At 40.5% G+C, this 22,990-nt stretch carries 20 protein-coding genes; 6 read left to right on the top strand and 14 right to left on the bottom strand.

The genetic code is table 11. The features are described 5' to 3' along the window. Positions 1 to 170 precede the first annotated feature (170 nt). Positions 171 to 1,787, bottom strand: a complete 1,617-nt coding sequence (locus tag ACIQXN_RS18345) for a thiamine pyrophosphate-binding protein (protein ID WP_402969877.1) — start codon at positions 1,785 to 1,787, stop codon at positions 171 to 173. A gap of 953 nt (positions 1,788 to 2,740) precedes the next feature. Between ACIQXN_RS18345 and ACIQXN_RS18350 the strand changes: the two genes are divergently transcribed. Together ACIQXN_RS18350 and ACIQXN_RS18355 are read left to right on the top strand one after the other, a co-directional pair. Beyond that, positions 2,741 to 3,184, top strand: coding sequence for a DUF1641 domain-containing protein (locus tag ACIQXN_RS18350; protein WP_402969882.1), 444 nt, complete (start codon positions 2,741 to 2,743; stop codon positions 3,182 to 3,184). Positions 3,185 to 3,226: 42 nt separating this feature from the next. Then, positions 3,227 to 4,408, top strand: coding sequence for an NAD(P)/FAD-dependent oxidoreductase (locus ACIQXN_RS18355; RefSeq protein WP_402969885.1), 1,182 nt, complete (start codon positions 3,227 to 3,229; stop codon positions 4,406 to 4,408). Between the two features lie 220 nt (positions 4,409 to 4,628). Here the strand turns inward: ACIQXN_RS18355 and ACIQXN_RS18360 are convergent, their stop codons facing one another. The 4 genes from ACIQXN_RS18360 to ACIQXN_RS18375 all read right to left on the bottom strand — a co-directional run bounded on the left by ACIQXN_RS18360 (position 4,629) and on the right by ACIQXN_RS18375 (position 7,783). Continuing rightward, positions 4,629 to 5,237, bottom strand: a complete 609-nt coding sequence (locus tag ACIQXN_RS18360; protein ID WP_402969888.1) for a methyltransferase — start codon at positions 5,235 to 5,237, stop codon at positions 4,629 to 4,631. A gap of 84 nt (positions 5,238 to 5,321) precedes the next feature. Beyond that, positions 5,322 to 5,552, bottom strand: a complete 231-nt coding sequence (locus ACIQXN_RS18365) for a hypothetical protein (RefSeq protein WP_402970050.1) — start codon at positions 5,550 to 5,552, stop codon at positions 5,322 to 5,324. Then, positions 5,542 to 5,901 (bottom strand): PqqD family protein, encoded by a 360-nt coding sequence (locus ACIQXN_RS18370; RefSeq protein ID WP_402969891.1) that lies wholly within the window; start codon positions 5,899 to 5,901, stop codon positions 5,542 to 5,544. The genes ACIQXN_RS18365 and ACIQXN_RS18370 overlap by 11 nt, the downstream gene beginning before the upstream one ends. Further along, a complete protein-coding gene (locus tag ACIQXN_RS18375; protein WP_402969894.1) occupies positions 5,891 to 7,783 on the bottom strand; it encodes an OPT family oligopeptide transporter in 1,893 nt (630 codons plus the stop codon). Before ACIQXN_RS18375 ends, ACIQXN_RS18370 begins: the two co-directional genes overlap by 11 nt. Before the next feature lie 260 nt (positions 7,784 to 8,043). On the opposite strand from ACIQXN_RS18375, the gene ACIQXN_RS18380 reads away from it, so the two are divergent. The 3 genes from ACIQXN_RS18380 (at position 8,044) to ACIQXN_RS18390 (ending at position 10,039) form a co-directional block, all read left to right on the top strand. Then, positions 8,044 to 8,679, top strand: a complete 636-nt coding sequence (locus ACIQXN_RS18380) for a cupin domain-containing protein (RefSeq protein ID WP_402969897.1) — start codon at positions 8,044 to 8,046, stop codon at positions 8,677 to 8,679. A 302-nt stretch (positions 8,680 to 8,981) separates the two neighbouring features. Further along, positions 8,982 to 9,821, top strand: coding sequence for a ComEC/Rec2 family competence protein (locus ACIQXN_RS18385; RefSeq protein ID WP_402969900.1), 840 nt, complete (start codon positions 8,982 to 8,984; stop codon positions 9,819 to 9,821). Continuing rightward, positions 9,821 to 10,039: a DUF3006 domain-containing protein gene (locus ACIQXN_RS18390; RefSeq protein ID WP_402969903.1), complete on the top strand. Its 219-nt coding sequence runs from the start codon at positions 9,821 to 9,823 to the stop codon at positions 10,037 to 10,039. Before ACIQXN_RS18385 ends, ACIQXN_RS18390 begins: the two co-directional genes overlap by 1 nt. Before the next feature lie 123 nt (positions 10,040 to 10,162). Here ACIQXN_RS18390 and mutL read toward each other — a convergent pair whose 3' ends face one another. The 5 genes from mutL to miaB form a co-directional block, all read right to left on the bottom strand. Next, positions 10,163 to 12,109, bottom strand: a complete 1,947-nt coding sequence (gene mutL / locus ACIQXN_RS18395) for a DNA mismatch repair endonuclease MutL (protein WP_402969906.1) — start codon at positions 12,107 to 12,109, stop codon at positions 10,163 to 10,165. A gap of 23 nt (positions 12,110 to 12,132) precedes the next feature. After that, positions 12,133 to 14,772, bottom strand: a complete 2,640-nt coding sequence (gene mutS, locus ACIQXN_RS18400) for a DNA mismatch repair protein MutS (RefSeq protein WP_402969909.1) — start codon at positions 14,770 to 14,772, stop codon at positions 12,133 to 12,135. 277 nt (positions 14,773 to 15,049) lie between these two features. Next, positions 15,050 to 15,589 carry an outer spore coat protein CotE gene (locus ACIQXN_RS18405; RefSeq protein WP_402969911.1) on the bottom strand — a complete coding sequence of 180 codons (540 nt, stop codon included), beginning with the start codon at positions 15,587 to 15,589 and terminating at the stop codon, positions 15,050 to 15,052. Between the two features lie 210 nt (positions 15,590 to 15,799). Beyond that, the gene (locus ACIQXN_RS18410; RefSeq protein WP_402969914.1) at positions 15,800 to 16,228 is read right to left on the bottom strand and encodes a YlbF/YmcA family competence regulator; all 429 of its coding nucleotides are present in this window, start codon (positions 16,226 to 16,228) and stop codon (positions 15,800 to 15,802) included. Next, the gene (gene miaB, locus ACIQXN_RS18415) at positions 16,229 to 17,773 is read right to left on the bottom strand and encodes a tRNA (N6-isopentenyl adenosine(37)-C2)-methylthiotransferase MiaB (RefSeq protein ID WP_402969919.1); all 1,545 of its coding nucleotides are present in this window, start codon (positions 17,771 to 17,773) and stop codon (positions 16,229 to 16,231) included. 480 nt (positions 17,774 to 18,253) lie between these two features. On the opposite strand from miaB, the gene ACIQXN_RS18420 reads away from it, so the two are divergent. Further along, positions 18,254 to 18,466 (top strand): hypothetical protein, encoded by a 213-nt coding sequence (locus ACIQXN_RS18420; protein ID WP_402969924.1) that lies wholly within the window; start codon positions 18,254 to 18,256, stop codon positions 18,464 to 18,466. Positions 18,467 to 18,546: 80 nt separating this feature from the next. Here ACIQXN_RS18420 and ACIQXN_RS18425 read toward each other — a convergent pair whose 3' ends face one another. From ACIQXN_RS18425 to spoVS, 4 genes are all read right to left on the bottom strand, one after another. Beyond that, positions 18,547 to 19,413, bottom strand: coding sequence for a 2-oxoacid:ferredoxin oxidoreductase subunit beta (locus tag ACIQXN_RS18425; RefSeq protein ID WP_402969926.1), 867 nt, complete (start codon positions 19,411 to 19,413; stop codon positions 18,547 to 18,549). Further along, positions 19,400 to 21,157 carry a 2-oxoacid:acceptor oxidoreductase subunit alpha gene (locus tag ACIQXN_RS18430; RefSeq protein ID WP_402969929.1) on the bottom strand — a complete coding sequence of 586 codons (1,758 nt, stop codon included), beginning with the start codon at positions 21,155 to 21,157 and terminating at the stop codon, positions 19,400 to 19,402. Before ACIQXN_RS18430 ends, ACIQXN_RS18425 begins: the two co-directional genes overlap by 14 nt. A 236-nt stretch (positions 21,158 to 21,393) precedes the next feature. After that, positions 21,394 to 22,311 (bottom strand): dipeptidase, encoded by a 918-nt coding sequence (locus ACIQXN_RS18435; protein WP_402969932.1) that lies wholly within the window; start codon positions 22,309 to 22,311, stop codon positions 21,394 to 21,396. Between the two features lie 90 nt (positions 22,312 to 22,401). After that, positions 22,402 to 22,662, bottom strand: coding sequence for a stage V sporulation protein SpoVS (spoVS, locus tag ACIQXN_RS18440; protein ID WP_191095538.1), 261 nt, complete (start codon positions 22,660 to 22,662; stop codon positions 22,402 to 22,404). Between the last annotated feature and the right edge of the window lie 328 nt (positions 22,663 to 22,990).

Here is a 22,990-nt window from a genome sequence, read left to right on the forward strand (position 1 = left end):
AACAAAAACTGGCTAGCATGAGTCCAGTAAACTACCGAACTCATGCCAGCCAAATAGCTGCATAAAGAAAACTCTAACTTTTAGGGGTCACTACCCCAATTACTGATTAAGTGCCTCTTTTACTTTTTTCATTTTCACCCTTACCTAAATCGCATACATTAATGGATTGTTTACTCTGTTTCCGGGAAAAAGATTTGCGCCGTACATATATCCACTAAAGCGGGTAACTCCGAGTGTAAAGCTTCCTCTATGGAAGCTTCCAGGGAGCTTTCCGATTCTACGTGTAATCCCTTCCAACCACAAGCTTCTGCTATTTTTACGAAGTTCGGATTTGTGAGACCGACGCCCACTTCATCCCCACCTTCTGCATTGATTTTATCCCGCTCCATTTGTAAAGATTCATTATTCAACACAATGACGGTAATCTTAATGCCATAACGTCGGGCTGTCAGTAAATCTGCAAGTGTCATCTGGAGGCCACCGTCCCCGACAACCGCCACTACCTGCAGGTTCGGTTCAATTAATTTCGCTGCCATTGCCGCTGGAAGACCAAATCCCATCGTTCTCCAATATCCTGAAAATAGTACCCTTTGTTTTTGTTGGCGCATGATTCTATTCATCCATACCGTTACATCCCCTGTATCGATTGCCAGAATCGCGTTTGGATCGATTGTTCGTTCAATCGCCCGAACGATCCTTGCAGGATGTACTGGTGAACCCGTACTATTGCCTTCCTCCTCCAATTGAGCAGACCATTTATCTTTCACTTCCTGGCAACTGTCCATCCACTCGGCATTTCTATCATAACTTTCTAACCCTTGCATCAACTTAGGTATAACTTCTTCCGTCTTACCTGTAATCCCGATTTCGACTGGTATGTTTTTTTCAATTTTATCGAAATTGCTATCAATCTGAATGATTCTAGCATCTTCTGGCACATATCCTTCAGGCCACCAAGTGACACCGGCAAGCAATACGACGTCCGCCTCCATGAAGACACTCTTAGCATATGGATTGCCTCCTTCACCAATTCCTTGTAATAGGTTCGGAGAGCTAGCCTCGAACGCACCCTTCCCCCCTAGACTGGTTAGAATGCCTGCTCCCCATGTATCTGCAAGCATTTCGATGGCTTCTGAAGCACCTCTAGCACCCGCTCCAGCGAGGATCATGGGTTTTCTTGCTGTTTTCATTACATCAAGAATACGATTTATACTTTCTTCTTTTATAAAGGAGGCACTTTTGACAAGAGTGGGTAAACGCCTTGGTCGTACTGTCGTTTTTTTATCGAAAAAATCCTTAGGTATGGAAAGGTGAGTAACAGCCCTCTGTCCAAGCGACTTTTGGGCCGCTTTTTGCATAACATCGATAATCGCATCAGGACTAGTTAAATTGGCACTGTAAGAAGCAAAAGGCTTCACTAGCTCCTGCTGATTGACATATTGCTGATAATCCGTACCGATTTTAACACTTGGAGCCTGTCCCGTGATGGCCAGCACTGGGGCTTTATCGGAATAGGCATCACCGAGTCCATTAAGTAAGTTTGTGACCCCAGGACCCATGGTCGCGGTACATACACCCAATTTCCCTGTTAACTTAGCCTCCGCCGAAGCCATTAAAGCAGCTACCGATTCATGCTTAACTGCAATAAATTGAATATCATCTTGATTCGCCAGTGCATCAATCAGTCCGATTATCGTATCTCCTACCACTCCATAAATTCTTTTCACGTCCATAAGATGTAGTTGTTCAATGATTACTTCTGCTACCTTATTCTTAGAATATTCCAAATTCCATCAACCCCTTTTCTCTCATATGAGTACATGGTAAACGTTATGATTGTTCAGTCTGGTATCTTCTTGTTATTTTTTACACTAATCCATCTACTTTTAAACAAAGATGGTGAATTTTTATATAAAAAAGCTACCTGATCTATTAAAATGTACCCTATCAGATAGCTTTTCTTCATATGGATTTTCGAGAATGAAAAGATTTATTATCGAGGGCAAGCCAAGGCACTCAACCTAGGTGATTGAGTGCCTTTACCACTTTATAAATCATGATCATATTGTTTATATAATCTTATAATCATCGTAAGTAATTAATAATCTGCTCATGGACACAGTTTCTGCACGTACTCTATTCTTATCTCGACAATATGCGATAAGAGAACTATTAGGAATTTTTGCCGTACTATTCCATTTGTCATATTTTTCAGAGTATCTGGAGGATATTTCGATAATCTCTCCATGAATTTTTAACAATCGACGTTTTACCAAAGGCATCATCTCCAATACAGGTAATTACTTATACCCTCATTTTGCAGTGTTTATTCTTAAAAATAAAAAGAATCTAAAAAAGTAAAAGGAATTTAACAAAAAAATTCCCGTTCCTTTTCTTTAAAAAAAGATTTTATTTTTGATAAAACATAAAATTTTCCGAAGACACCAAGAGAAATCTATATACCCTCATACCATCGTAAATAATCAACTTTAAAATTATATTTATATCGTAAAAATAAATTGAAATTACCAGTCGGTAGACGTATGATTAGGAGTGTTAGGATAAAGACACGTGAGTTCAGTAAGTAAAAAGGTTTTATCATAGGGTACAAATTCAGGATGGACCTCACGGAAGCGATAACTTTTAAGATAGTTTAAATGTTATAGTTTTTTGACCTCACAATTAATGTGACTTTGCATCCTAATTAGCAAATTAAGTTCAACGCAAAGGGGAAATAGATATGGCAGATGTAATCTCAAAATCAAAACCTGAAAATGAAACACTTAACATCTCTGCAAGCCAAGAACAAAGAGATATCCTAGATCAACTTTTAAACCCTGAAGTACAGCAATCATTGAATAATTTAGTAGAACAACTACCAAAATTAACTGAATTAGTTAATATTATGACGAAGTCATATGATTTTGCTCAATCTGTAGCTACTGATGAAGTATTGAAAAACGATACTGTCAGTGCTATTTCAGAAATGGCAACGCCTGTAGTTTCTTCTGTAAAGGGTCTTGCTGCCAATGCAATCGAAGCAAAAGATCGCGCTGAAGAAAGCACGGAAGTCATTGGTCTTTTCGGCTTATTACGTATGATGAAAGATCCACAAGCACAAAAGCTATTCCGTTTCGCAAGTGCTTTCCTTGAGATTTCTGCAGAACGTAAAAACCAAAAATAATTCTAATTTATCATTCAACCAGTTAGGACGGGGGATTAACAAATGTCAAAACAAATCGTCATCTTAGGTGCAGGATACGGCGGATTATTATCTGCATTGACTGTTCGAAAATATCTAAATAAAGATGAAGCACAAGTCACAGTGGTTAACCAATACCCAACACACCAAATCATCACGGAACTTCATCGTCTTGCAGGAGGATCCGCTTCTGAACAAGCTGTTTCTATTCCATTAGAAAAACTTTTCAAAGGAAAAGACATCGATCTTGTCATTTCAAAAGCTGAATCCTTCTCAGTAGATAAAAAACAAGTGAAACTTGCAAATGGCTCTACCCTTACTTATGATGCTTTAGTTGTTGCTTTAGGAAGCCAAACAGGATTCTTCGGCATTCCAGGACTTGAAGAAAACAGCATGGTATTAAAATCTGTAAACGATGCAAACAAAATATACAAACATATCGAAGATCGCATTCGCGAATATTCCGTTACTAAAAATGAAGCGGATGCTACAATCGTAATCGGCGGCGGTGGTTTAACTGGCGTTGAATTAATCGGAGAAATAGTAGACCACTTCCCTAAGATCGCTAAGCAATTTGGCGTGGATTATAAAGACTTGAAAATCAAGCTTATTGAAGCAGGTCCAAAAATCCTTCCAGTCTTACCTGATCACTTAATTGACCGTGCCATGACAAGCCTACAAGCGCGTGGTGTTGAATTCTTGACTAGCCTTCCTGTAACAGGTGTTAAAGGAAATGTCATTGAATTGAAAAATGGACAAACTATCACGGCTAATACACTTGTTTGGACAGGTGGCGTTGCTGCTCTTCCTATCGTTGGTGAATCAGGTCTTGAAGTAGATCGTGGTAAAGCAACAGTCAATGAATATCTTCAATCTAAGTCTCATAATGACGTATTCGTTGTCGGTGATAGTGCTGTCGCATTCCCTCCAGAAGGTGGCCGTCCATACGCACCAACTGCACAAAACGCTTGGCAAATGGGAGAACTAGTCGGTTACAACCTTTACGCAGCATTCGAAGGCAAAAAACTAGAAGAATTCTCACCTATCAACTCAGGAACACTTGCTAGCTTGGGTCGTAAAGATGGTGTAGCTACAGTTGGAGCTAACAACACTTCACTTAAAGGCTTACCAGCAACATTAATGAAAGAAGCAAGTAACATCCGTTATTTGACTCATATTAAAGCCCTTTACAACTTGGTTTATTAAGTTCACCACTGAACTTACTTTTGTACGAAATCTGTATATGCAGCAAAATATCCAGTTCCCCGCTTAAGAAGGGGGAACTGGATATTCTAGTTTACCTGTTTTATAGTAATAGTTCAGTCCTATGTACAACCTCACAATCCCATTTAAAATTCTCCCCATGTGCAAAGAATCACTTGAATTCACCCTTTCCCCTTTTAGTAAGTCGAGCACTAGTTTTGATTCAATATTTCAATTGATAGATTACAAACCTCTCATAGGAATCGCGATTAGATACATGAGGAAGCAGTATTTCTTCCTTCAGTTCGAACGCCGTTTGATCCTCCAGGAAAAAGATATAATCCTCTGAACCGTAAAAGAGTATCAACTCGATTTGCCGTGGATGTTTTTCGATGGAAAGCAAGATATGATTGATAATTTTCATGAAGATTTGTACCGAAAATGGATTAAAGAAATAAAAGCGATTGTCCCGGTAATCAATTTTATAATCTTCTGCCAGACAGCAATGAAATTCGATGCTGTTTTCACACGTTTTTACTTCCTTCATATAATTATTACGGTTTTCAATCGCCTCTAGATAGAAATCTTCATTCATCTCTACACCAACAACAGATGCATGAAACAAGTGGGAGATAAAGAAATTCAATCTCCCTTTTCCACAACCGAAGTCCACAATACGGTCACTGCTTTTCAATTCATAGGATTTGAATAGTTGTTCTAGTGCGCTATATGGAGTTGGTTCATAGCGGTGATAATGTAAAGTGTCATTGAACCCCATCTGATTTCCACTGGTCTTGATATTAAGTAATTCATCATAGTCATTCTCTTTCATTTTCATGCACCTGCTTACAAATATTTATTCAATTCCAACCGTTAAAAGGACATCTTGAATAAGGTTTGGCATACCCTTTTAAGCTTAGCATTTCTTAAATTCCAGCATCAAAGAATGTACTCTTCTTCCCCATCTTTCCTTATACCATAGAAAACAACCTTCTTTACTCTCTTCCATAATAAAGTAGGTTGTTTTTCTTTTCAAATCGCCTATACTTTTAACTCTTGATATAGCTGATATCATTGCAAAGAGAAAAAAGCAAAAAAACAAGCCGAAGCATTTAATATGTGCTTCAGCTTGTTTTTTATTTTCCATCTTCCCAGACGATCCATTCATGAACCTCAAGGATTTCCAAAAACTTCACAAGGCGGGGTAAGGCTGGTTCGGCTTCTTCCCCAAAATGCTCAATCATTGCTTCAGAAATCTCATGGACTGTCTTGTGATGGTCCATTTGTTCAACGGCAAATCGACCGAACTTGTCAAGTTTGATTTTACGGAATGCTCGTTGCTTCAAAAAACGAATCGTCAGTCTCTCGACAAAATTAGTTCTCTGGATTATTAAGAGACCGCTGTCCGATGAAGTATCATATTCAAGGGTGACACGACTTTCTAAGAGAGGAACCATAGTTAACAGGTTCCTCTTCATTTTTTGTTTACGAAACATCTTCTTTATTCCTTTTGCTAGAAACATACCAAAGCACGCCAGCTAAAGCAAGGAATAATAAGAATGGTATCAAATTACTAGCTATCACCGCTACTTCAGGAACATGAACGCCCACTGCGATCAAGATAGCAATCAGCACTCCTATCAATGATTCACCAGCGATTAAACCGGAAGCGAACAAGGTACCTCTATCCACCCTTGTTTTACGTGCTTCTTTAGATTTTGCAAAGCGTTCTACGAAGTAACGTACAAAACCACCGATCATGATTGGCGCACTCGTATGAACTGGCAGGTAGATACCCACGGCCACACTAAGTGAATTTAATCCAAAGAATTCTAACGTGATGGCAATGGCCGTTCCGATGAAGATAAGAGTCCAAGGTAAGTCTCCTCCAAGAACACCTTCAGCAAGTATTTTCATCAAGGCCGCTTTAGGTGCTGGAAGTTCTGCAGAACCCATAGTATAGGCATTATCCATTAAAATCAGGGTGAAACCGATGACAGCTGCAGAGGCAACCACACCAATCATCATCGCAACCTGCTGTTTCCATGGCGTACCACCGACAATGTAACCTGTCTTCAGATCCTGTGAAACGTCTCCTGACACCGCAAGTGCTGTACATACGATCGCGGCCACCGTCACTACAGCAATCATGCCATCCATGCCAGTGAAGCCTGTTGCCTTATAAATAAGAGCCACAATAAGTAAAGTGGCAATGGTCATGCCTGATGTTGGTGAGGAAGAACTTCCGACAATCCCAACAATTCTTGACGCAACCGTTACAAATAAGAAACCGAAAATGCCGATTGCAACAGCACCGATGATTCCTACTTCCGTTACTGGTGCAAAGGCAATAATCAACAGAACTACGATCATTCCCAACCAAACGAATTTAGCGGGGATATCTTTTTCAGTACGAATGGTACCTGCCTTAAGGTGACCTTTGTTCGCTTGTACGCCTTTAAGCGTTGCAAAAGCTGAACTGAATAGAGTCGGCAGTGTTTTAATCAATGTAATCAAACCACCAGTCGCAACTGCTCCCGCTCCAATATAACGGATATAGTTATCCCATATTCCCCAAGCATCCAATTCACTGATAGGTACTTCAGATGGGAATATAGGGGTAGTGCTACCGCTACCAAAGAAACTGATTGCTGGTATAAGGACGATCCAGGCTAATAAACCGCCCCCAATCATTTGTCCGGCAACACGGGGTCCGATGATATAACCGACACCCAATAGGGAAGGAAATGCATCAAGGCCCACCACTGCATTTTTGAAACCAGTTATGCCCGTTTCAACTTCCGTTTTGAATAGCTTAAATCCATCTCCAAGAGCCTTAACCGCACCACCGATCACTAAACCGACTCCGATTAATTTAGCACTTGATCCACCTTGTTCACCTGATTTCAGTACTTCAGCGCATGCCGTACCTTCAGGGTAAGGTAATGTTTCGTGCTCCTTTACAATTAAAAGCTGACGAAGGGGTACCATCATGAAGACCCCAAGGAATCCACCAGTTAAAACGATGAAAAGGATCAACGCTTGACTAACATCCATCCCCCACATAAATAATGCTGGAATAGTAAAAACAGCTCCGGCACCAATGGCCTCACCTGCTGTTGTCATCGTTTGCACAATATTGTTTTCTAAGATCGAATCTCGACGGAAAACCCCTCTCAAGATTGCCATAGAAATGACTGCTGCAGGTATTGAAGCGGAAACAGTCAATCCGATAAGGAGACCTAAATATGCATTAGCTGCTCCAAATACAATTGCAAGAATAATACCAAGAATAATTGCAGTTACAGTTAATTCGGGTAAAGATTTTGAAGCAGATACGTACGGGACGAATTTGCTCTCTTTTGAATTGTTAGACAATTTAGACACTTCCTATATCTATTTAACTTTAAAATCACAGGAATCATTATATCACTGTAATTTCCAATCATGCAATGGGAAAATTCTGCTTATTCTTAAATAAGATAATAGGGAAAATTCAGTTAAATTATATTTTACAAGAATACTGATTTAGGAGGACAGGAATGCTAGAAACACTCTTTACCCCAGGTAATGGAACATCTGATGAAAAACCACATATCCTGCACATACAAATAACATTATAAAGGAAGGAAGCACTTATGGATTATACATCACCTGCGACCCATTTTACCTTCGATATAAATAAAAGCACTCTCGTAAAAAAGGATAACCTGAATTATATAAATGTACTGGGCATTTCACAGTTGAATACACTCGATAACACTTCTTTACTCGACATTTTTTTAAGTGCCAATAATATTATCGAACCACATTACCACCAAAATGCCGCTGAGCTAGTGTATTGCATTTCAGGTGCAGCTACAGTCTCCCTACTGAATCCATTTACTAAGCTCATTCAAAATTACCCAATCACTCCAGGCCAAGTAGCGAATGTCCCTCAAGGGTGGTGGCATTATGAAGTAGCTACTGAGGACAATACACATTTACTTGCTATTTTCAATGCACCCACACCTGAAGTCATTCTGGGTTCAGATATCTTGAAATTAACGCCTGCCGACATTATGACACACACGTATGGTATGGATGAAGACCATTGGAAAAGTACCACTGCACCAGTTAAACCCTCAACATTCATTGGTCCGCCCTCCTCTTATGACAGATCCGTGGAAAACCGTGCCACTCACCAACAACATTATATAAATCAAGCATACGTAAACCCAAACCATCCATATTACTACCAAAGCCCAGTCAACATACCCTATTATTTTTATTAGTAGGACCATAATTGATATTTCAATAAAACATAAAAGAAGAACCACTAGCACAACAGGGTTCTTCTTTTATTATCCTTTCAGATACGATTACATTCTTTTTTATCTTAATCAGGAATGATTTTGACTCGATTTTACCCCTCACTTTATATATTTTTCTGTATAAATAGAAAATATCTTGGTCATCACGAATCCCTATTCACTTTTAATGATAAAATCCGCTAAAAACTATTATTATATTAAAATATTTTTTATCCCTCTTTTTTCTTCTGAACCATGTTAATATACATTAGGGTGATATAATAATGAAAAAAATTAAAATTTTCTTAGCAGTTGTTCTTTTCTTGACTTTATTTACAGGAATTCAATCAACGGAAGCAGCTTCCAACGTAAAAGTACACTTTATCAATGTAGGCCAAGGCGATTCCGTCCTGATTCAAACCGGAAATGAAAACATTTTAATCGATGGTGGCGGAAAAGGAAAAGGCGATGAGGTAGTTGCTTATTTAAAGAAACAACAAGTAAAAACCTTACACGCAGTAGTCTTAACACATCCGGATGCTGATCATGTAGGCGGGTTAGCGTATGTCATGACAAATCTAAAAGTAAATGCAGTGTATGCTCCAAAGATTTCTCACACCACTCAAGCTTACAAAAGCTTCTTGACAGCGGTTAAAAAGAAAAAACTCACCATAAAAAAAGCCCAGACTGGCGTAGAAATTGCAACGAAAGCCAAGAATACAACGTTAAAATTCATTGCCCCAGTCAAAACCTATTCGAAATCAGACTTAAACAACTGGAGTGCCGTCCTATTGCTTAAACACAATAAGAAATCATTCTTGTTCACTGGCGATGCCGAAGAGAAATCCGAAAAAGACATGCTTGCCAAAAAGCTGGTACCAAGTGTCGATGTCCTTAAAGTTGGGCACCACGGGGCAAAAACCTCCACTAGTTCAGCCTTTGTAAAGAAAACCAAACCAAAATACGCTATAATCAGTGTAGGGAAAAATGGATATGGGCATCCTACTTCTACCGTGATAAAACGTTTGAACTCCGTTAAAGCCAAGACCTATCGTACAGATAAATCTGGAAACATCATTTTTACTTCTACCGGTACGAAACTTACTGTAAAGACGGTGAAATAATGGTTCAAGGTATTATTGATCGCTTCGAAGGAAAAATCGCCGTCGTGGAAATCGATGGCGGGGATATGAAGGATTTCCCGAAAAGTTCCCTTCCTAAAGGGGCCAAAGTCGGGGATATGCTGATAATCGATGGTGATAAAATTACGGTTTCCAAAGAAGGCACGAAACAGTTAAAAAAAGAAATTGATGACTTGATGGATGAGTTGTTTGAAGATTAATAAGGACTACCCCCTTCTCAAATTGAGGAGGGGGTTTTCTTATGGGTTTGTTAATAAATATAGCCTATTAAGTTATCTGAAAAAAGAGAACCCCGATATAAAGGAGTTCTCCATTGTTTAAAATTACATCACCCGTTTGAACATCTTCTCCATTTCATAAATGGAATAGGAGATGATGATCGGTCTTCCGTGCGGGCATGTGAATGGATCGGTTGTGTGCCTTAGTTCATCTAGCAGAGCTTGTATCTCGTCATTGCGGAGATGACGGTTTGCTTTGATGGAGGCTTTGCAGCTCATCATGATGGCCGCCTCTTCACGCAGCTTTTTGATGTCGACCTTTTTCATCGATAGTAATTGCTCAATCATGTCTTCAAGGATTTCCTGTTCAATTCCTTTAGGGAACCATTGCGGATGGGAACGGACGATAAAGGCGTTATAGCCGAATTCCTCTAGAAAGACGCCTACTTTTTCCAGTTCATCCTTGTATTCAGTGATGCGGATGGATTGATCGGTCGAAAATTCCAGCGTAATCGGAACGAGCATATCCTGTAGCTCATTTTCGACGCGGCCGACCTTTTCTTTGAAGTATTCATATTTAATCCGTTCCTGTGCAGCATGCTGATCGATGATATATAAACCTTTTTCATTTTGAGCGAAAATATACGTCCCATGCATTTGCCCGATTGGATACATGGGAGGTATTCGGCTTGATGCTTCATCCGCCTCGACTTCTTCATCCTCCTCGACTGTATACGTTGTATACCCTTCAGCTGATTCGAAGTATGGTATTTTTTCCTCTGGAGGGAAGACAGGGATAGAAGCATCATCCATTTTCTCGCTTCCTTCACTGCTATAGATTATCTCTCGCATGGTATCGATAGTCCGATTATCCTCGACAGGTTCTATAGGATTTTCGTGCTGCTGTTTTTCTCGTATCAGGGTATTCTTTAGCAATGACGTTTCTTTTTTTGCTTCTTCGAGGACCCGTCTTCCTCTTTCCACGACATGGTCCAAACTGAGTTCTGTCTGCTCGCTTCTAGGCTCTTCCTGCTTTGGCGACGGTGTAAAGCCGCTTGGTATCAAGGAAAGTTTCTTGAAAGCTGATTTAATCGTTTCCGAAACTAAGCTGTATAATTCTTGTTCCTTACTAAGTCGGACCTCTAATTTGGATGGGTGTACATTGACATCGACCAATATTGGATCCATTTCAATATTCAACAAGGCAATCGGGAAACGACCAATCGGTAGCAGCGTGTGATATCCTTCCAAAATTGCCTTCACAAGGACATAGTTTTTTATGAATCTACCGTTAATCATCGTCGAAATATAATTTCGTGAAGCTCGCGTGACCTCAGGCATCACGATATATCCAGTAATAGTGAAGTCCAGTGATTTTGCCTCTATCGGAATCATCTTTTTGGCAATATTCATACCGTAAATGGCCGCCAATACTTGACGGACATCTCCATTGCCATTAGTATGCAAGATACGTTTCTCATTATGTGTTAGGCGTATCGAAATGTCCGGATGTGACAGTGCTAATCTATTGGTGACATCCGTAATGTTTCCAAGCTCGGTATGAATCGTTTTTAAATATTTTAACCGAGCCGGTGTATTGTAGAATAACTCGGAAACCGTGATGTCCGTTCCTTTACGGCTCGACGACGCCTCTAGTTCCCTGATGACTCCGCCTTCAAGCAGGATCCGGGTTCCCGGACCCTCGCCCGTACTGCTTTTCATCTCAAAATGGGATACTGATGCAATACTTGGCATCGCTTCACCACGGAACCCGAGTGTCCGAATCCGGAACAAGTCATTTTCATCTTTTATTTTACTTGTGGCATGACGTTTGAAGGCTGCTTCTACATCATCTGCCGTCATTCCATCTCCATTATCTATGATTCTTATCGAACCGAGACCAGCCTCCACCAATTCTATTTCTATGATGGTGCTGTTGGCATCTATAGCATTTTCTACAAGTTCTTTCACGACTGAGGCAGGACGTTCAACAACCTCGCCAGCTGCTATTTTATTCGATAAAGCCTCATCGAGCTGTTTGATTTTCCCCACGTTCATCGCCTCACTTCAGTTATTTATTTCAGTTTCTTTTGCAATTTATAGAGTATATTCATTGCTTCTAGAGGTGTCATTTCAAGGATATCAAGCGACTTGATGTCATCAAGCACCTTTTTTTCCTTGGGTGATGAATTTATTTTTTCTCTAGGAGCTTCTTCCCCGAAAAAGGAAAGCTGCGCCGCTTCATTGACAGCCATTTCGACCTTTTCCTTAGTTACAATAGGAACATCCACATCACGACCAACGGGTGGCCGCGAAGGTATTTCATTCATTTGTCCATTTTCATTTTCAAGTTGAGATAAAATGGCAGATGCCCTGTCAATTAACCGCTTAGGAAGATCGGCAAGCTTCGCTACATGAATACCATAACTTTTATCAGCTGGACCTTCTTTTATCTTGTGAAGAAAAACGACATTTCCATTCTGTTCGACCGCACTCACATGGATATTTTTCAGTTTAGCAAGTTCCTCTGAAAGTACCGTCAATTCATGATAGTGTGTCGAAAAGAGTGTCTTTGAGCCGATTTCTTCATGAATGTATTCAATGATGGCCTGCGCTAGTGCCATACCATCGTAAGTAGAAGTCCCACGTCCGATTTCATCGAATAGAATCAGGCTGTTCTCCGTTGCATTCATGATGGCATTCTTCGCTTCGAGCATTTCGACCATGAAGGTACTCTGTCCGGAAATGAGATCATCCGCTGCACCAATACGAGTGAACACTTTATCAAAAATCGGCAGTTCAGCAGTTGTAGCCGATACGAAACAACCGATTTGGGCCAAAATGGACGTCAACGCAATCTGGCGCATATATGTGCTTTTACCCGACATATTCGGTCCGGTGATCAAAAGCAGTTCCCGGTCGCTATCCATCAAGCAGTCATTAGGGACATACTCCTGAGAATCCAATACCTTTTCGACAACTGGATGACGCCCTTCTTTGAGAACAATTTTACGATTTTCTGAAAAGATCGGCTTCACATAATGACGTTCTTCACTGATGGTTGCAAAGCATTGCAGCACGTCAAGCTCACTGACACCTTTTGCCAGCTCTTGCAAACGTGGGATATAGCTTTTCACCTCTTCACGTAAACCGAGGAAAAGATCATATTCGAGACCGACGCTTTTCTCTTCGGCTTGTAAAATCAGGGCTTCCTTTTCTTTCAGTTCAGGTGTGATATACCGTTCAGCATTCGTCAAAGTTTGCTTCCGTTCATACCGTCCCTCTTCAAGTAAATGCAAGTTGGCACGTGTCACTTCTATATAGTAGCCAAACACTCGGTTATAGCCGATTTTCAGTGATCGAATCCCGGTGCGTTCCCGTTCTTCCCGTTCAAGCTGGGCAATCCACGTTTTCCCGTTTCGGCTGGCGTCTCGATATGTATCCAGTTCCGAGTGGAAACCATCTTGAATGATGTTCCCTTCCTTAACGGATAACGGCGGGTTCTCAACAAGAGCCGCTTCAAGCAAATCGGTCACTTCTTCGCAGGGATCCAGTTTTTCGGCAAGAGCTGCTATATCCAGGTTGGAGGCCATGGATTGTACGATTTCACGAATGATGGGCACCTGTTGAAGTGAACGTTTCAATTGGATTAAATCACGCGCATTGACGTTCCCAAAGGCGACACGGCCCGCAAGCCGCTCTAAGTCATATACCTCCTTCAAGCGCTCCCGCAGATCTTGACGTTCAAAGTATTGCTCCTTCAACGTTTCCACAAGATTTTGTCTTCGTTCGATTTGCACTCGATTGATGAGTGGGCGATCAATCCATTGCTTCAGCATCCGCCCCCCCATCGCTGTCTTCGTTTCATCCAAAAGCCATAATAACGAACCCTTTTTCCCTTTGGAACGAATGGTTTCCGTCAATTCCAGATTACGTTTGCTATAATAATCGATTTTCATATATTGGGACGTTTCATAGGCAAACACGGGTTGAAGATGATCAAGGCTTCTTTTTTGGGTGCGATATAAATAATTTAATAAACGGGCAGTCGTTTGAGCCTGCTTGTCCTCTTTTAACAACCGGAGCAAGGAAACGAACGACTCACTTTGTTCCGAGTTATCCTCAAGGGAAAGGGCTGCCGCACCGCGATCCTGCAGTTGCTTTTTCCATTCTTCGGCAAAATCCGTGGCAATGACGACTTCACTTGCACCAAGAATGGCAAACTCGTTCAATACTTCTTCAAAACTTTCAATCAAAGTGACCTTGCTTTCACCAGTCGATAAGTCGTTGTAGGCAAAACCGAATTGTCCATTTGTAAAAGAAGTGATTGTTGCAATGTAATTGTTTTCTTTTTCTCGTAGTCCTTTACTATCCATTTTGGTTCCCGGTGTAATCAGCTGTACAACTTCCCGGCGCACGACCCCTTTTGCTTGTTTAGGATCCTCCGTCTGCTCGCAAATGGCCACTTTAAAGCCTTTTTCTATCAAAATATCAATATAATTGGGGGCGGAGTGATAGGGTATGCCACACATGGGAATGCGGTTTTCAGTACCACCCTCCCGGCTAGTTAACGTAATCTCCAGTTCCTGCGACGCCTTCAAAGCATCCTCGAAGAACATTTCATAAAAATCTCCTAAACGAAAAAATAAAAAGGCATCTTGATACTCTGCCTTGATTTTTAAATATTGTTGAATCATTGGTGTATAACCAGCCATTCTTTCAAAACCTTTCCAAACTATTATCTGTTATTATTATATGTCATTTATTATACCATATGGGATGGCACCTTTCCTGTATTCGTTATAGTAAGAATACATCTAAAATTCACTTGTAACGCTTCTCATCAATGAGTGAAATTGGCTTAATTCAGAGGTTTAACGGTATAAACACTGCTAGGTTAACATTATTCGACTGAATACCCCTTTTTGACTTCAACCAAAATAAAACCGGATGAAGGGAATGTCATCCGGTATTGACTATATTTATGATATTTTATTCATCTTCGAATTCATCTAGGAAATCCGGATCTAAATCTTCGAACTCATCATCATCAAAATCTGAGCCCCATTCATCCTCACAGCGGCCATCTGGACTTACAGCGACACAGATTTTCGTCTCGCCAACGACCTCTACAAAGAATTCTCTTTCCACATGGACAATGATCTTTTGTCCACAAGGGGAGATTAAAGCTTCTAAACAATTCGGCTGTTGGACAGCTTGCGCTACGATTTCATGGTCATCTTGACAATCTGGATCACGGTATTTTAATGAAATCACGTCGGTATATTGTACTTTTTCTGTGACAACTTCCGTTTTGGAATTATGGTTATATGAATACCAAACGTTGATTTCGTAGCTGCCGTGAATTTCTACCTTTTTGCCGACTTTCTTGGCATCGTATTTATGGTTGATGATCCAACAACCTAGAATGCTAGAAGGATGATGAGCCGGGCCAATGGTGTGTGAGGACTTTGTGAATTTGCGTCCTTTGGCCACCACCGCTTTAGTGATTATCTCTCTATATTGTGACATGCTAGCGAACCCTCCTCATACAGTTTCCATTCATCCTATGCGTGGTAAAAGTCTAGTGTGCGTAGAATTTTTTATATCTGAAAACTGCTGTAATGTTTAAATCTAGGTTATTTTATGCGCCAGTTTTGGGATATGTGTCACGAATGGGCGCTGCATAAGGGTTTCAGGCATAAAAAACCCCTTCTGAAGTCAGAAGGGGTTTTAAGAGATTTATGAACAGCCTCCGCCGCCAGCCTGTACCTTTGATCCAGTCTCCCCGCGAAGGATATCACCTGCAGTTGATTCAATGATCAAATCCGTCACCTTATTGGATACTTGAGAAGAGACCATTTGCAATAGGTCATTGACATCTACTTGAGATTGCTTGAACTCTTGGACGATTGGCAATTCATCTAATTGCTTTTCAAGGGCATCGATTTTAGCCTGAACTTGTCCGTACGCCTTTTCCTTTCCATAATGTTGGAAATTCACGGCTTGTTTTTGCAAGCTTTTGATACTGGCAATCATTTCACGGATTTTTTGATTTTCATTAATATGAGCTTCTGCGCGTTTGAAGAAATCAACCTCTTCCGTGCTGGCAATCATTTGAGCTAACTCTGCCGCTTTTGTTAAGATATCGTCTTTCGTATACTTTGTCATTTAATCCACCTCAATCGCTGTCGCTTCTTCGACCATGTCTCCATTCAATGACCATGTTTTCGTATCGGTGATTTGCACCTTGACGATTTGGCCAATCGCGGATTTTGGGCCCTTGAAGTTCACAAGCTTATTTTTCGTAGTATAACCTGCTAATATATCTGGTTTCTTCTTGCTTTCACCTTCTACAAGGACTTCAACAATCTGACCATTGTACTCTTTCATTTTCAAAGCGCATGTTTCATTAACAAGTGCATTCAGGCGTTGCAGACGTTCTTTTTTAATTTCCATCGGGACGTTATCCTGCATTTTTGCCGCAGGCGTTCCTTCCCGCGGAGAATAAATATACGTATAAGCCGCATCAAATCCAACTTCTCGGTATAGAGACATCGTTTCCTCAAAATGTTCTTCCGTTTCATTTGGATAACCGACAATGATATCCGTAGTTAAGGACGCGTTCGGAATCGCTTCCCTGATTTTTCTAACAAGTTCTAAATATTGTTCGCGTGTATATTTACGAGCCATGATCTTAAGCGTTTCCGAACTTCCGGATTGAACAGGAAGATGGATATGATCCACTAGGTTACCGCCTTTAGCAAGCACTTCAATCAAATGATCATCAAAGTCACGCGGGTGGCTCGTAGTGAAACGGATTCGTGGGATATCGATCTTACGGATTTCTTCCATCAAATCCCCGAGACGGTACTCCATGTCCGTGAAGTCTTTTCCATATGCATTCACATTTTGACCGAGGAGGGTGACTTCCTTATAGCCCTGGGCTGCCAAATGACGCACCTCCTGAATGATGTCTTCCGGGCGGCGGCTTCTTTCTTTACCACGCGTGAAAGGCACGATGCAGTATGTACAGAATTTATCACACCCATACATAATATTGACCCAGGCTTTCGTTTTCCCTTTACGTACTTTAGGAAGGTTCTCGATTACGTCTCCTTCCTTGGACCAAACTTCAATCACCATCTCTTTTGAAAGATAGGCTTCATTAAGGATTTGCGGTAGACGGTGAATGTTGTGCGTGCCAAAGATCATATCGACAAAATGATGTTTCTCAAGAATACGTGTAACGACGGACTCTTCTTGGGACATACAGCCGCAAACGCCCAGCAACAAATCCGGTTTTTCCAATTTAAGTGATTTTAAATGTCCCAATTCCCCGAACACCTTGTTCTCCGCATTTTCCCGTATTGCACAAGTGTTCAGTAAAATCACATTCGCTTCTTCAACCATATTGGTCGGTTGATAGCCGAGTGCCGTAAAGATACCAGCCATGACTTCTGTATCGTGTTCATTCATTTGACAACCATATGTACGAATAAGAAATTTCTTACCCTCACCCATTCCGCGGAATTGTACAGGAATAGCAAAGTCATCATGATATTCAACATCTTCTTTTCCACGTTTTTTAGCATCTTTCAAGGAAGGGGGGATATAAACTGCTTGAAAGTACTTACTGTAATCCTTTTCGGATTTTTTGTCCATTGGATTTTCAGACTGTACTTGTTGTGATTCTAATCGCTGTTTCTCGTTCATGTCAATCTCCTTTCAAAATAGTTAGTTTATTTGACATGCTAACTATTTCAGCACAGTTTACCTTATAAAATCACGATTCAATATTTACCTTTTATTGTGAAATATCCACATTACCATAGTATAAAGCTTTTATCTGGAAGAAACAATCATTCTGTCGCTCCTTGAGCATTTGTTAGAAAAATTTCACAAAATAGTAATAACATATGAAAATGCATACCGCGTATTTCAAGAAATTATCGATCTACTTTTATAAGTCTAGGTCTATCGTACATTTTTACTAAATGGGACATGGTCCTATAACATCCTGTCCGCTCTTGAATAAGATATCTCGTACAACAAAAATAATTTAAGGAGTGACTTATATGTCATGTTCTGGAAATAACAAAAATTGTAACAACGGTCATCATGATGATAACAACAATAATAACAATATCGAAAGAGATTTCTGTCGTGCGGTGAGGGGTTGTCAAAGACGCGACAATGACCGCGACGACCGCCACAAAGACAACAACAATCACCATCACCATCACCACCATCATCATAACAACAATAATAACAACAATAATAACAACTGTTGTTGTAGAAGAAATCGTTGTAATTTCTTCTCTTTCGGGTGCTGTAACCGAGGAAACCGCTGCGGATGCAATAACGGTTTCTTCTAAGCCCTACTATTTAGATAGCACCATCTTCTAGCGTGCTGTCTCCTCATTAGAACGCTTGGTTATTAACCACAAAAAAGGTTCATCCCAAATTTGGGGTGAACCTTTTCATCCTTACATAAATTCTTCAACAAGTTTATCGAAATGAGCTTGATCTAGAGTTAAATCCGACTTATTCAACGATTCCTCTGCATAACCAGGTATTAACTCCTGGTAAGACGGACGTGAAGAATCTTGATAAATGATTCCTGTCACAAGACTGTCATGCTTCATCAACGTTTGCATGGCCTGTTCTTTATTTGTGGAATCATATCCTTCAATCGTATTTAACTTTGTTAGGTTCTGTTTGAACCAATCATACGTATTAATCTTGTTATATGTTACGCATGGAGAGAAAACATTGATAAAGGAGAACCCTTTATGATTGATTCCTGCTTCAATGATTGCAGTTAAGTCTTTTAAATCCGTTGAAAAGCTTTGAGCCACGAATGTAGCACCTGCCGATAAAGCTAATTCCATAGGAGAGACCGCCCTCTCGATTGATCCTTCAGGGGTGGATTTTGTTTTAAACCCAGCAGCTGAACGAGGGGAAGTTTGACCTTTTGTAAGACCATAAATTTGGTTATCCATGACAATATACGTAATATCGATATTACGACGAATCGCGTGTATGGTATGTCCCATTCCGATTGCAAAACCATCACCGTCACCACCGGAAGCTATAACGGTCAATTCGCGGTTGGCCATTTTCAAACCTTGGGCAATTGGTAACGAACGACCATGTATGCCATGGAAGCCATATGATTTGATGTAGCCGGAAATACGGCCTGAACAGCCGATTCCAGAAACTACAGCCAAGTTTTCTGGCTCCAATCCTACGTTGGCTGCAGCACGCTGCATGGCAGCCTGGACGGAGAAATCTCCGCAACCGGGACACCAATTAGGTTTTACATCATTTCGAAATTCTTTAAACGTTGCCATATTCGAACATCTCCTTGCATTGTGTGTGAATTTCATGCGGGAGGAATGGGTTGCCATCATATTTTAGGATGCTTTTAATTTTGTTTACATGTCCGACATTCATCTTGATAATATTAGCCAATTGTCCAGTCGCATTATTTTCAATTACTACTACTTTCTTAGCTGATTCCACTAAAGAAAGAACTTCATCGGCAGGGAATGGATGAATCAAACGAACTTGCGCATGATTCACTTTTATTCCATCTATTTCCAAACGGCCGATTGCTTCATCTATTGTACCACGGGTAGAGTTGAATCCTAGAATCAATAAATCTGCCTCTTCGTGAGGTGCATTCTTGTATACAGGTGTATTGAACGTGTGAGTCAAATTGCCAAGCTTACGCATACGTTTGTCCATCTGCGCTACACGGTTGGCAGCGGATTCAGAAGGCTTACCTGTCTCATCATGCTCTACACCGGTAACATGATGAATACCGTTCTTCATCCCTGGAACGACACGCGGAGAGACTCCATCTTCCGTTACTTCATAACGTTTGAAGTATGTTTTTTCTTGAGACCCTTCAATTTCATGATCCAAAAGTTTACCACGTCTGATTTCCACTTTACTGTAATCTAGCGGTTGCACAGTCTGTTTACCGAGTGAAAGTTGTAAATCGGATAAAATGATAACCGGACACTGATATTCTTCTGCAAGATTGAAAGCTTCAGCCGTATCATAAAATGCTTCCTCAACTGTACTTGGGGCCATGACGATTTTCGGAATTTCCCCATGAGTACCATAAATCATTGCCATTAAATCCGATTGCTCTTGTTTCGTTGGAAGTCCCGTAGAAGGACCACCACGTTGTGTATCTACAATAACAATCGGAGTTTCCGTGATACCAGCTAACCCGATTGCTTCCATTTTCAAGGAAAGTCCTGGGCCTGCTGAAGCTGTGATAGCACGAACACCACCGTAATTTGCACCTATCGCCATTGTAGCTGCAGCGATTTCATCCTCGGTCTGGATAACGGTACCACCTACTTTTGGCAGTTTCTTGATTAAATACTCCATGATCTCGGAAGCAGGCGTTATTGGGTAAGCTGCCATAAAGCGGCAACCACCGGCAACTGCACCTAGTGCGATTGCGTCATTACCAATCATGAACAAACGTTTTTGGCCATCCGCTTTTTCAAGTTCCATGGCTCCCACTTTTTCACCGAGCAATGTTTCCATGGATTTATAACCTGCAGTAATCGCATCCATGTTCTTTTTAACGATTTCTTCCCCTTTACGGCCGAAGATTTCATCAACTACATCGTTGAACACGGAAATCTCCATACCTAAGACGGCACAGGTAGCTCCGATTGCAACCATGTTCTTCATTAAAGAAGTACCCAACTCAGAAGCGATTTCTGTGAATGGGACTATATATAACTCTGCCTTTGTGTCATCAGGGCAGACAGGTTTGAATTTTGCATCAGCGATAATGATGCCACCAGCATGTAGTTCTTTATAATTGACGTCTATTGTTTCTTGATCGAAAGCGACTAAAATGTCTAAATCATCTGAGATAGCACGAGTCTCGGTAGTACTTACACGAATTTTATTATTCGTGTGTCCACCTTTAATTCGAGATGAGAAATGACGGTAGCCATACAAGTAATAACCTAAGCGATTGAGGGCAATACAGAAAATTTCTCCTGTACTTTCAATACCTTCACCTTGTTGTCCGCCAACTTTCCATGAAAGTTGATTGATCATGTATTACACTCCTTTAGAACGTTCGTCTATAACTGCATTTAACTGTACCTCTCTCCAGAACGTTCAATATGTATATAATCGTTCTATTATTGCTTGAAAGGTGTACTAATCCTTATCAATTCTATCGATAATATACATAAAATGCAACCTTTTTGCTTTTGTTTTTTATATTTTCAGAATATTCATTCAAATAAACAAAGTCAGAATTACAAATCATTCACAGGACAATTACATTATCATCGAGGATAATTGCGGATGAAATTTTCATAAAGAATGCCATTTACAAATTCAGTGGAATAAAGTCTACCAAGTTCATTAATTAAATTTTGGTAATTCCTATAAGAAGTCAAGTTATCAACCATCTCTTCTATTCCATCGAAATCCGATCCGAAGCCAATTTGCTTATCGCCACCTAAACTGCAAATATGGTCAATGTGGTTAATGATGTCTTTTATCGTAGCGGATGCACCTTTGGATAAAAATTGCGGAACAAAAGTCACCCCAATAGTCCCGTTATTTTGTAGGATAGCTTTTATTTGGCTGTCTTTCAGATTCCGAGGGTGTGGGCATAGATGATAGGCGTTTGAATGGGAAGCAATCGGAAATTTTGCGATTTCCATCGTATCCCAAAAACCGGATTCCGATAAATGGGATAGATCGCACCAAACCGATTGTTCGTTCAACAATGCCACAACACCTTTTCCAAATCGGGTCAATCCCCCTCCCCTTTTTTCTAAAGCACCGTCAGCCACCAGATTGGCATAATTCCATGTTAATCCTACCGATGTAACCCCCAGTTGAAGAAGGGTTTTCATCTTTAATAAATCATCTCCAATGCAATCACAGCCTTCTAATGTCAGCAAGGCTCCAATTTCTTTTTCCTTAAGGGTATCGATATCCTTACTAGACCGTATAAATTTCATTTCCGGTTCGCTCAAGATTTTCTTGTGGAATATATCTATCATCGCTAAAGCAGCCTGAAACCTCATATCTGTGTGGACTTGTTCAGGAATGTAAATTGCAAAGCACTGAACCTTTCCACCTGTATCGATGAGCTCACGTTTCGTTATATGTAACTTATCGCTATCCACAAAAGAAATCTCCGGTTCCATAAACAATTTCATTAAAACATCACAATGTGCATCGAATATCATCCATTCATCCCCCTTTCTACTCTTTATATTTCGTCATGGACAAAAAATAACCTGCTTGTCATCCGACAAACAGGGCATCTACTTATCAAATTATCTTGGTTCTACGATTAGCTTGATAGCCGTCCGCTCTTCGCCATCAATAAGAATATCCGTAAAGGCAGGAATACAAATCAAGTCGACTCCACTAGGTGCGACAAATCCTCTGGCGATTGCTACTGCCTTAACGGCTTGATTTAACGCACCTGCACCGATTGCTTGAATTTCCGCGGTTCCTCTTTCTCTGAGAACTCCCGCCAGTGCGCCTGCTACAGAATTAGGATTAGATTTTGCTGAAACCTTTAATATTTCCATTCCTAGTCCTCCTTGTTTTCCCTGCCGATTATAACTTGGCTCAATAGTTATAACACTTTCCACTGCTACTATATTCAGCTAGGAAAACTTGTATGACAAAGAAAACCAGGATTGTCCAACAACCATTTACGAAAAAGGATTCATTATTGGTAAATCTCATATCCCCAATTCCCTTAACAGGTCAGGGACGCAACTCATGTACTATAAAACGCCATAATTCCTTTTTTTAAGAAGCAATACAGATTGAAATCATGGATTGAATCCATGTTAACTGATGCTTTCAACTGGAAAAATTAAAAATGGACAATCAGCCTTGACTGTTGTCCAT

Origin of the sequence: Peribacillus sp. NPDC097295, from assembly GCF_044761665.1 — a bacterium.
Taxonomy (GTDB): domain Bacteria; phylum Bacillota; class Bacilli; order Bacillales; family DSM-1321; genus Peribacillus.

Bases quoted from the DNA above. Each gene is read 5' to 3' on its own strand.
- ACIQXN_RS18350 (WP_402969882.1), top strand. From the start codon at position 2,741: ATGGCAGATGTAATCTCAAAATCAAAACCTGAAAATGAAACACTTAAC.
- ACIQXN_RS18355 (WP_402969885.1), top strand. From the start codon at position 3,227: ATGTCAAAACAAATCGTCATCTTAGGTGCAGGATACGGCGGATTATTA.
- ACIQXN_RS18360 (WP_402969888.1), bottom strand. From the start codon at position 5,237: ATGAAAGAGAATGACTATGATGAATTACTTAATATCAAGACCAGTGGA.
- ACIQXN_RS18365 (WP_402970050.1), bottom strand. From the start codon at position 5,552: ATGGAAAATAAAAAACAAGCTGAAGCACATATTAAATGCTTCGGCTTG.
- ACIQXN_RS18370 (WP_402969891.1), bottom strand. From the start codon at position 5,901: ATGTTTCGTAAACAAAAAATGAAGAGGAACCTGTTAACTATGGTTCCT.
- ACIQXN_RS18380 (WP_402969897.1), top strand. From the start codon at position 8,044: ATGGATTATACATCACCTGCGACCCATTTTACCTTCGATATAAATAAA.
- ACIQXN_RS18385 (WP_402969900.1), top strand. From the start codon at position 8,982: ATGAAAAAAATTAAAATTTTCTTAGCAGTTGTTCTTTTCTTGACTTTA.
- ACIQXN_RS18390 (WP_402969903.1), top strand. From the start codon at position 9,821: ATGGTTCAAGGTATTATTGATCGCTTCGAAGGAAAAATCGCCGTCGTG.
- mutS (WP_402969909.1), bottom strand. From the start codon at position 14,772: ATGGCTGGTTATACACCAATGATTCAACAATATTTAAAAATCAAGGCA.
- ACIQXN_RS18405 (WP_402969911.1), bottom strand. From the start codon at position 15,589: ATGTCACAATATAGAGAGATAATCACTAAAGCGGTGGTGGCCAAAGGA.
- ACIQXN_RS18410 (WP_402969914.1), bottom strand. From the start codon at position 16,228: ATGACAAAGTATACGAAAGACGATATCTTAACAAAAGCGGCAGAGTTA.
- miaB (WP_402969919.1), bottom strand. From the start codon at position 17,773: ATGAACGAGAAACAGCGATTAGAATCACAACAAGTACAGTCTGAAAAT.
- ACIQXN_RS18420 (WP_402969924.1), top strand. From the start codon at position 18,254: ATGACCGCGACGACCGCCACAAAGACAACAACAATCACCATCACCATC.
- ACIQXN_RS18425 (WP_402969926.1), bottom strand. From the start codon at position 19,413: ATGGCAACGTTTAAAGAATTTCGAAATGATGTAAAACCTAATTGGTGT.
- ACIQXN_RS18430 (WP_402969929.1), bottom strand. From the start codon at position 21,157: ATGATCAATCAACTTTCATGGAAAGTTGGCGGACAACAAGGTGAAGGT.
- ACIQXN_RS18435 (WP_402969932.1), bottom strand. From the start codon at position 22,311: ATGATATTCGATGCACATTGTGATGTTTTAATGAAATTGTTTATGGAA.
- spoVS (WP_191095538.1), bottom strand. From the start codon at position 22,662: ATGGAAATATTAAAGGTTTCAGCAAAATCTAATCCTAATTCTGTAGCA.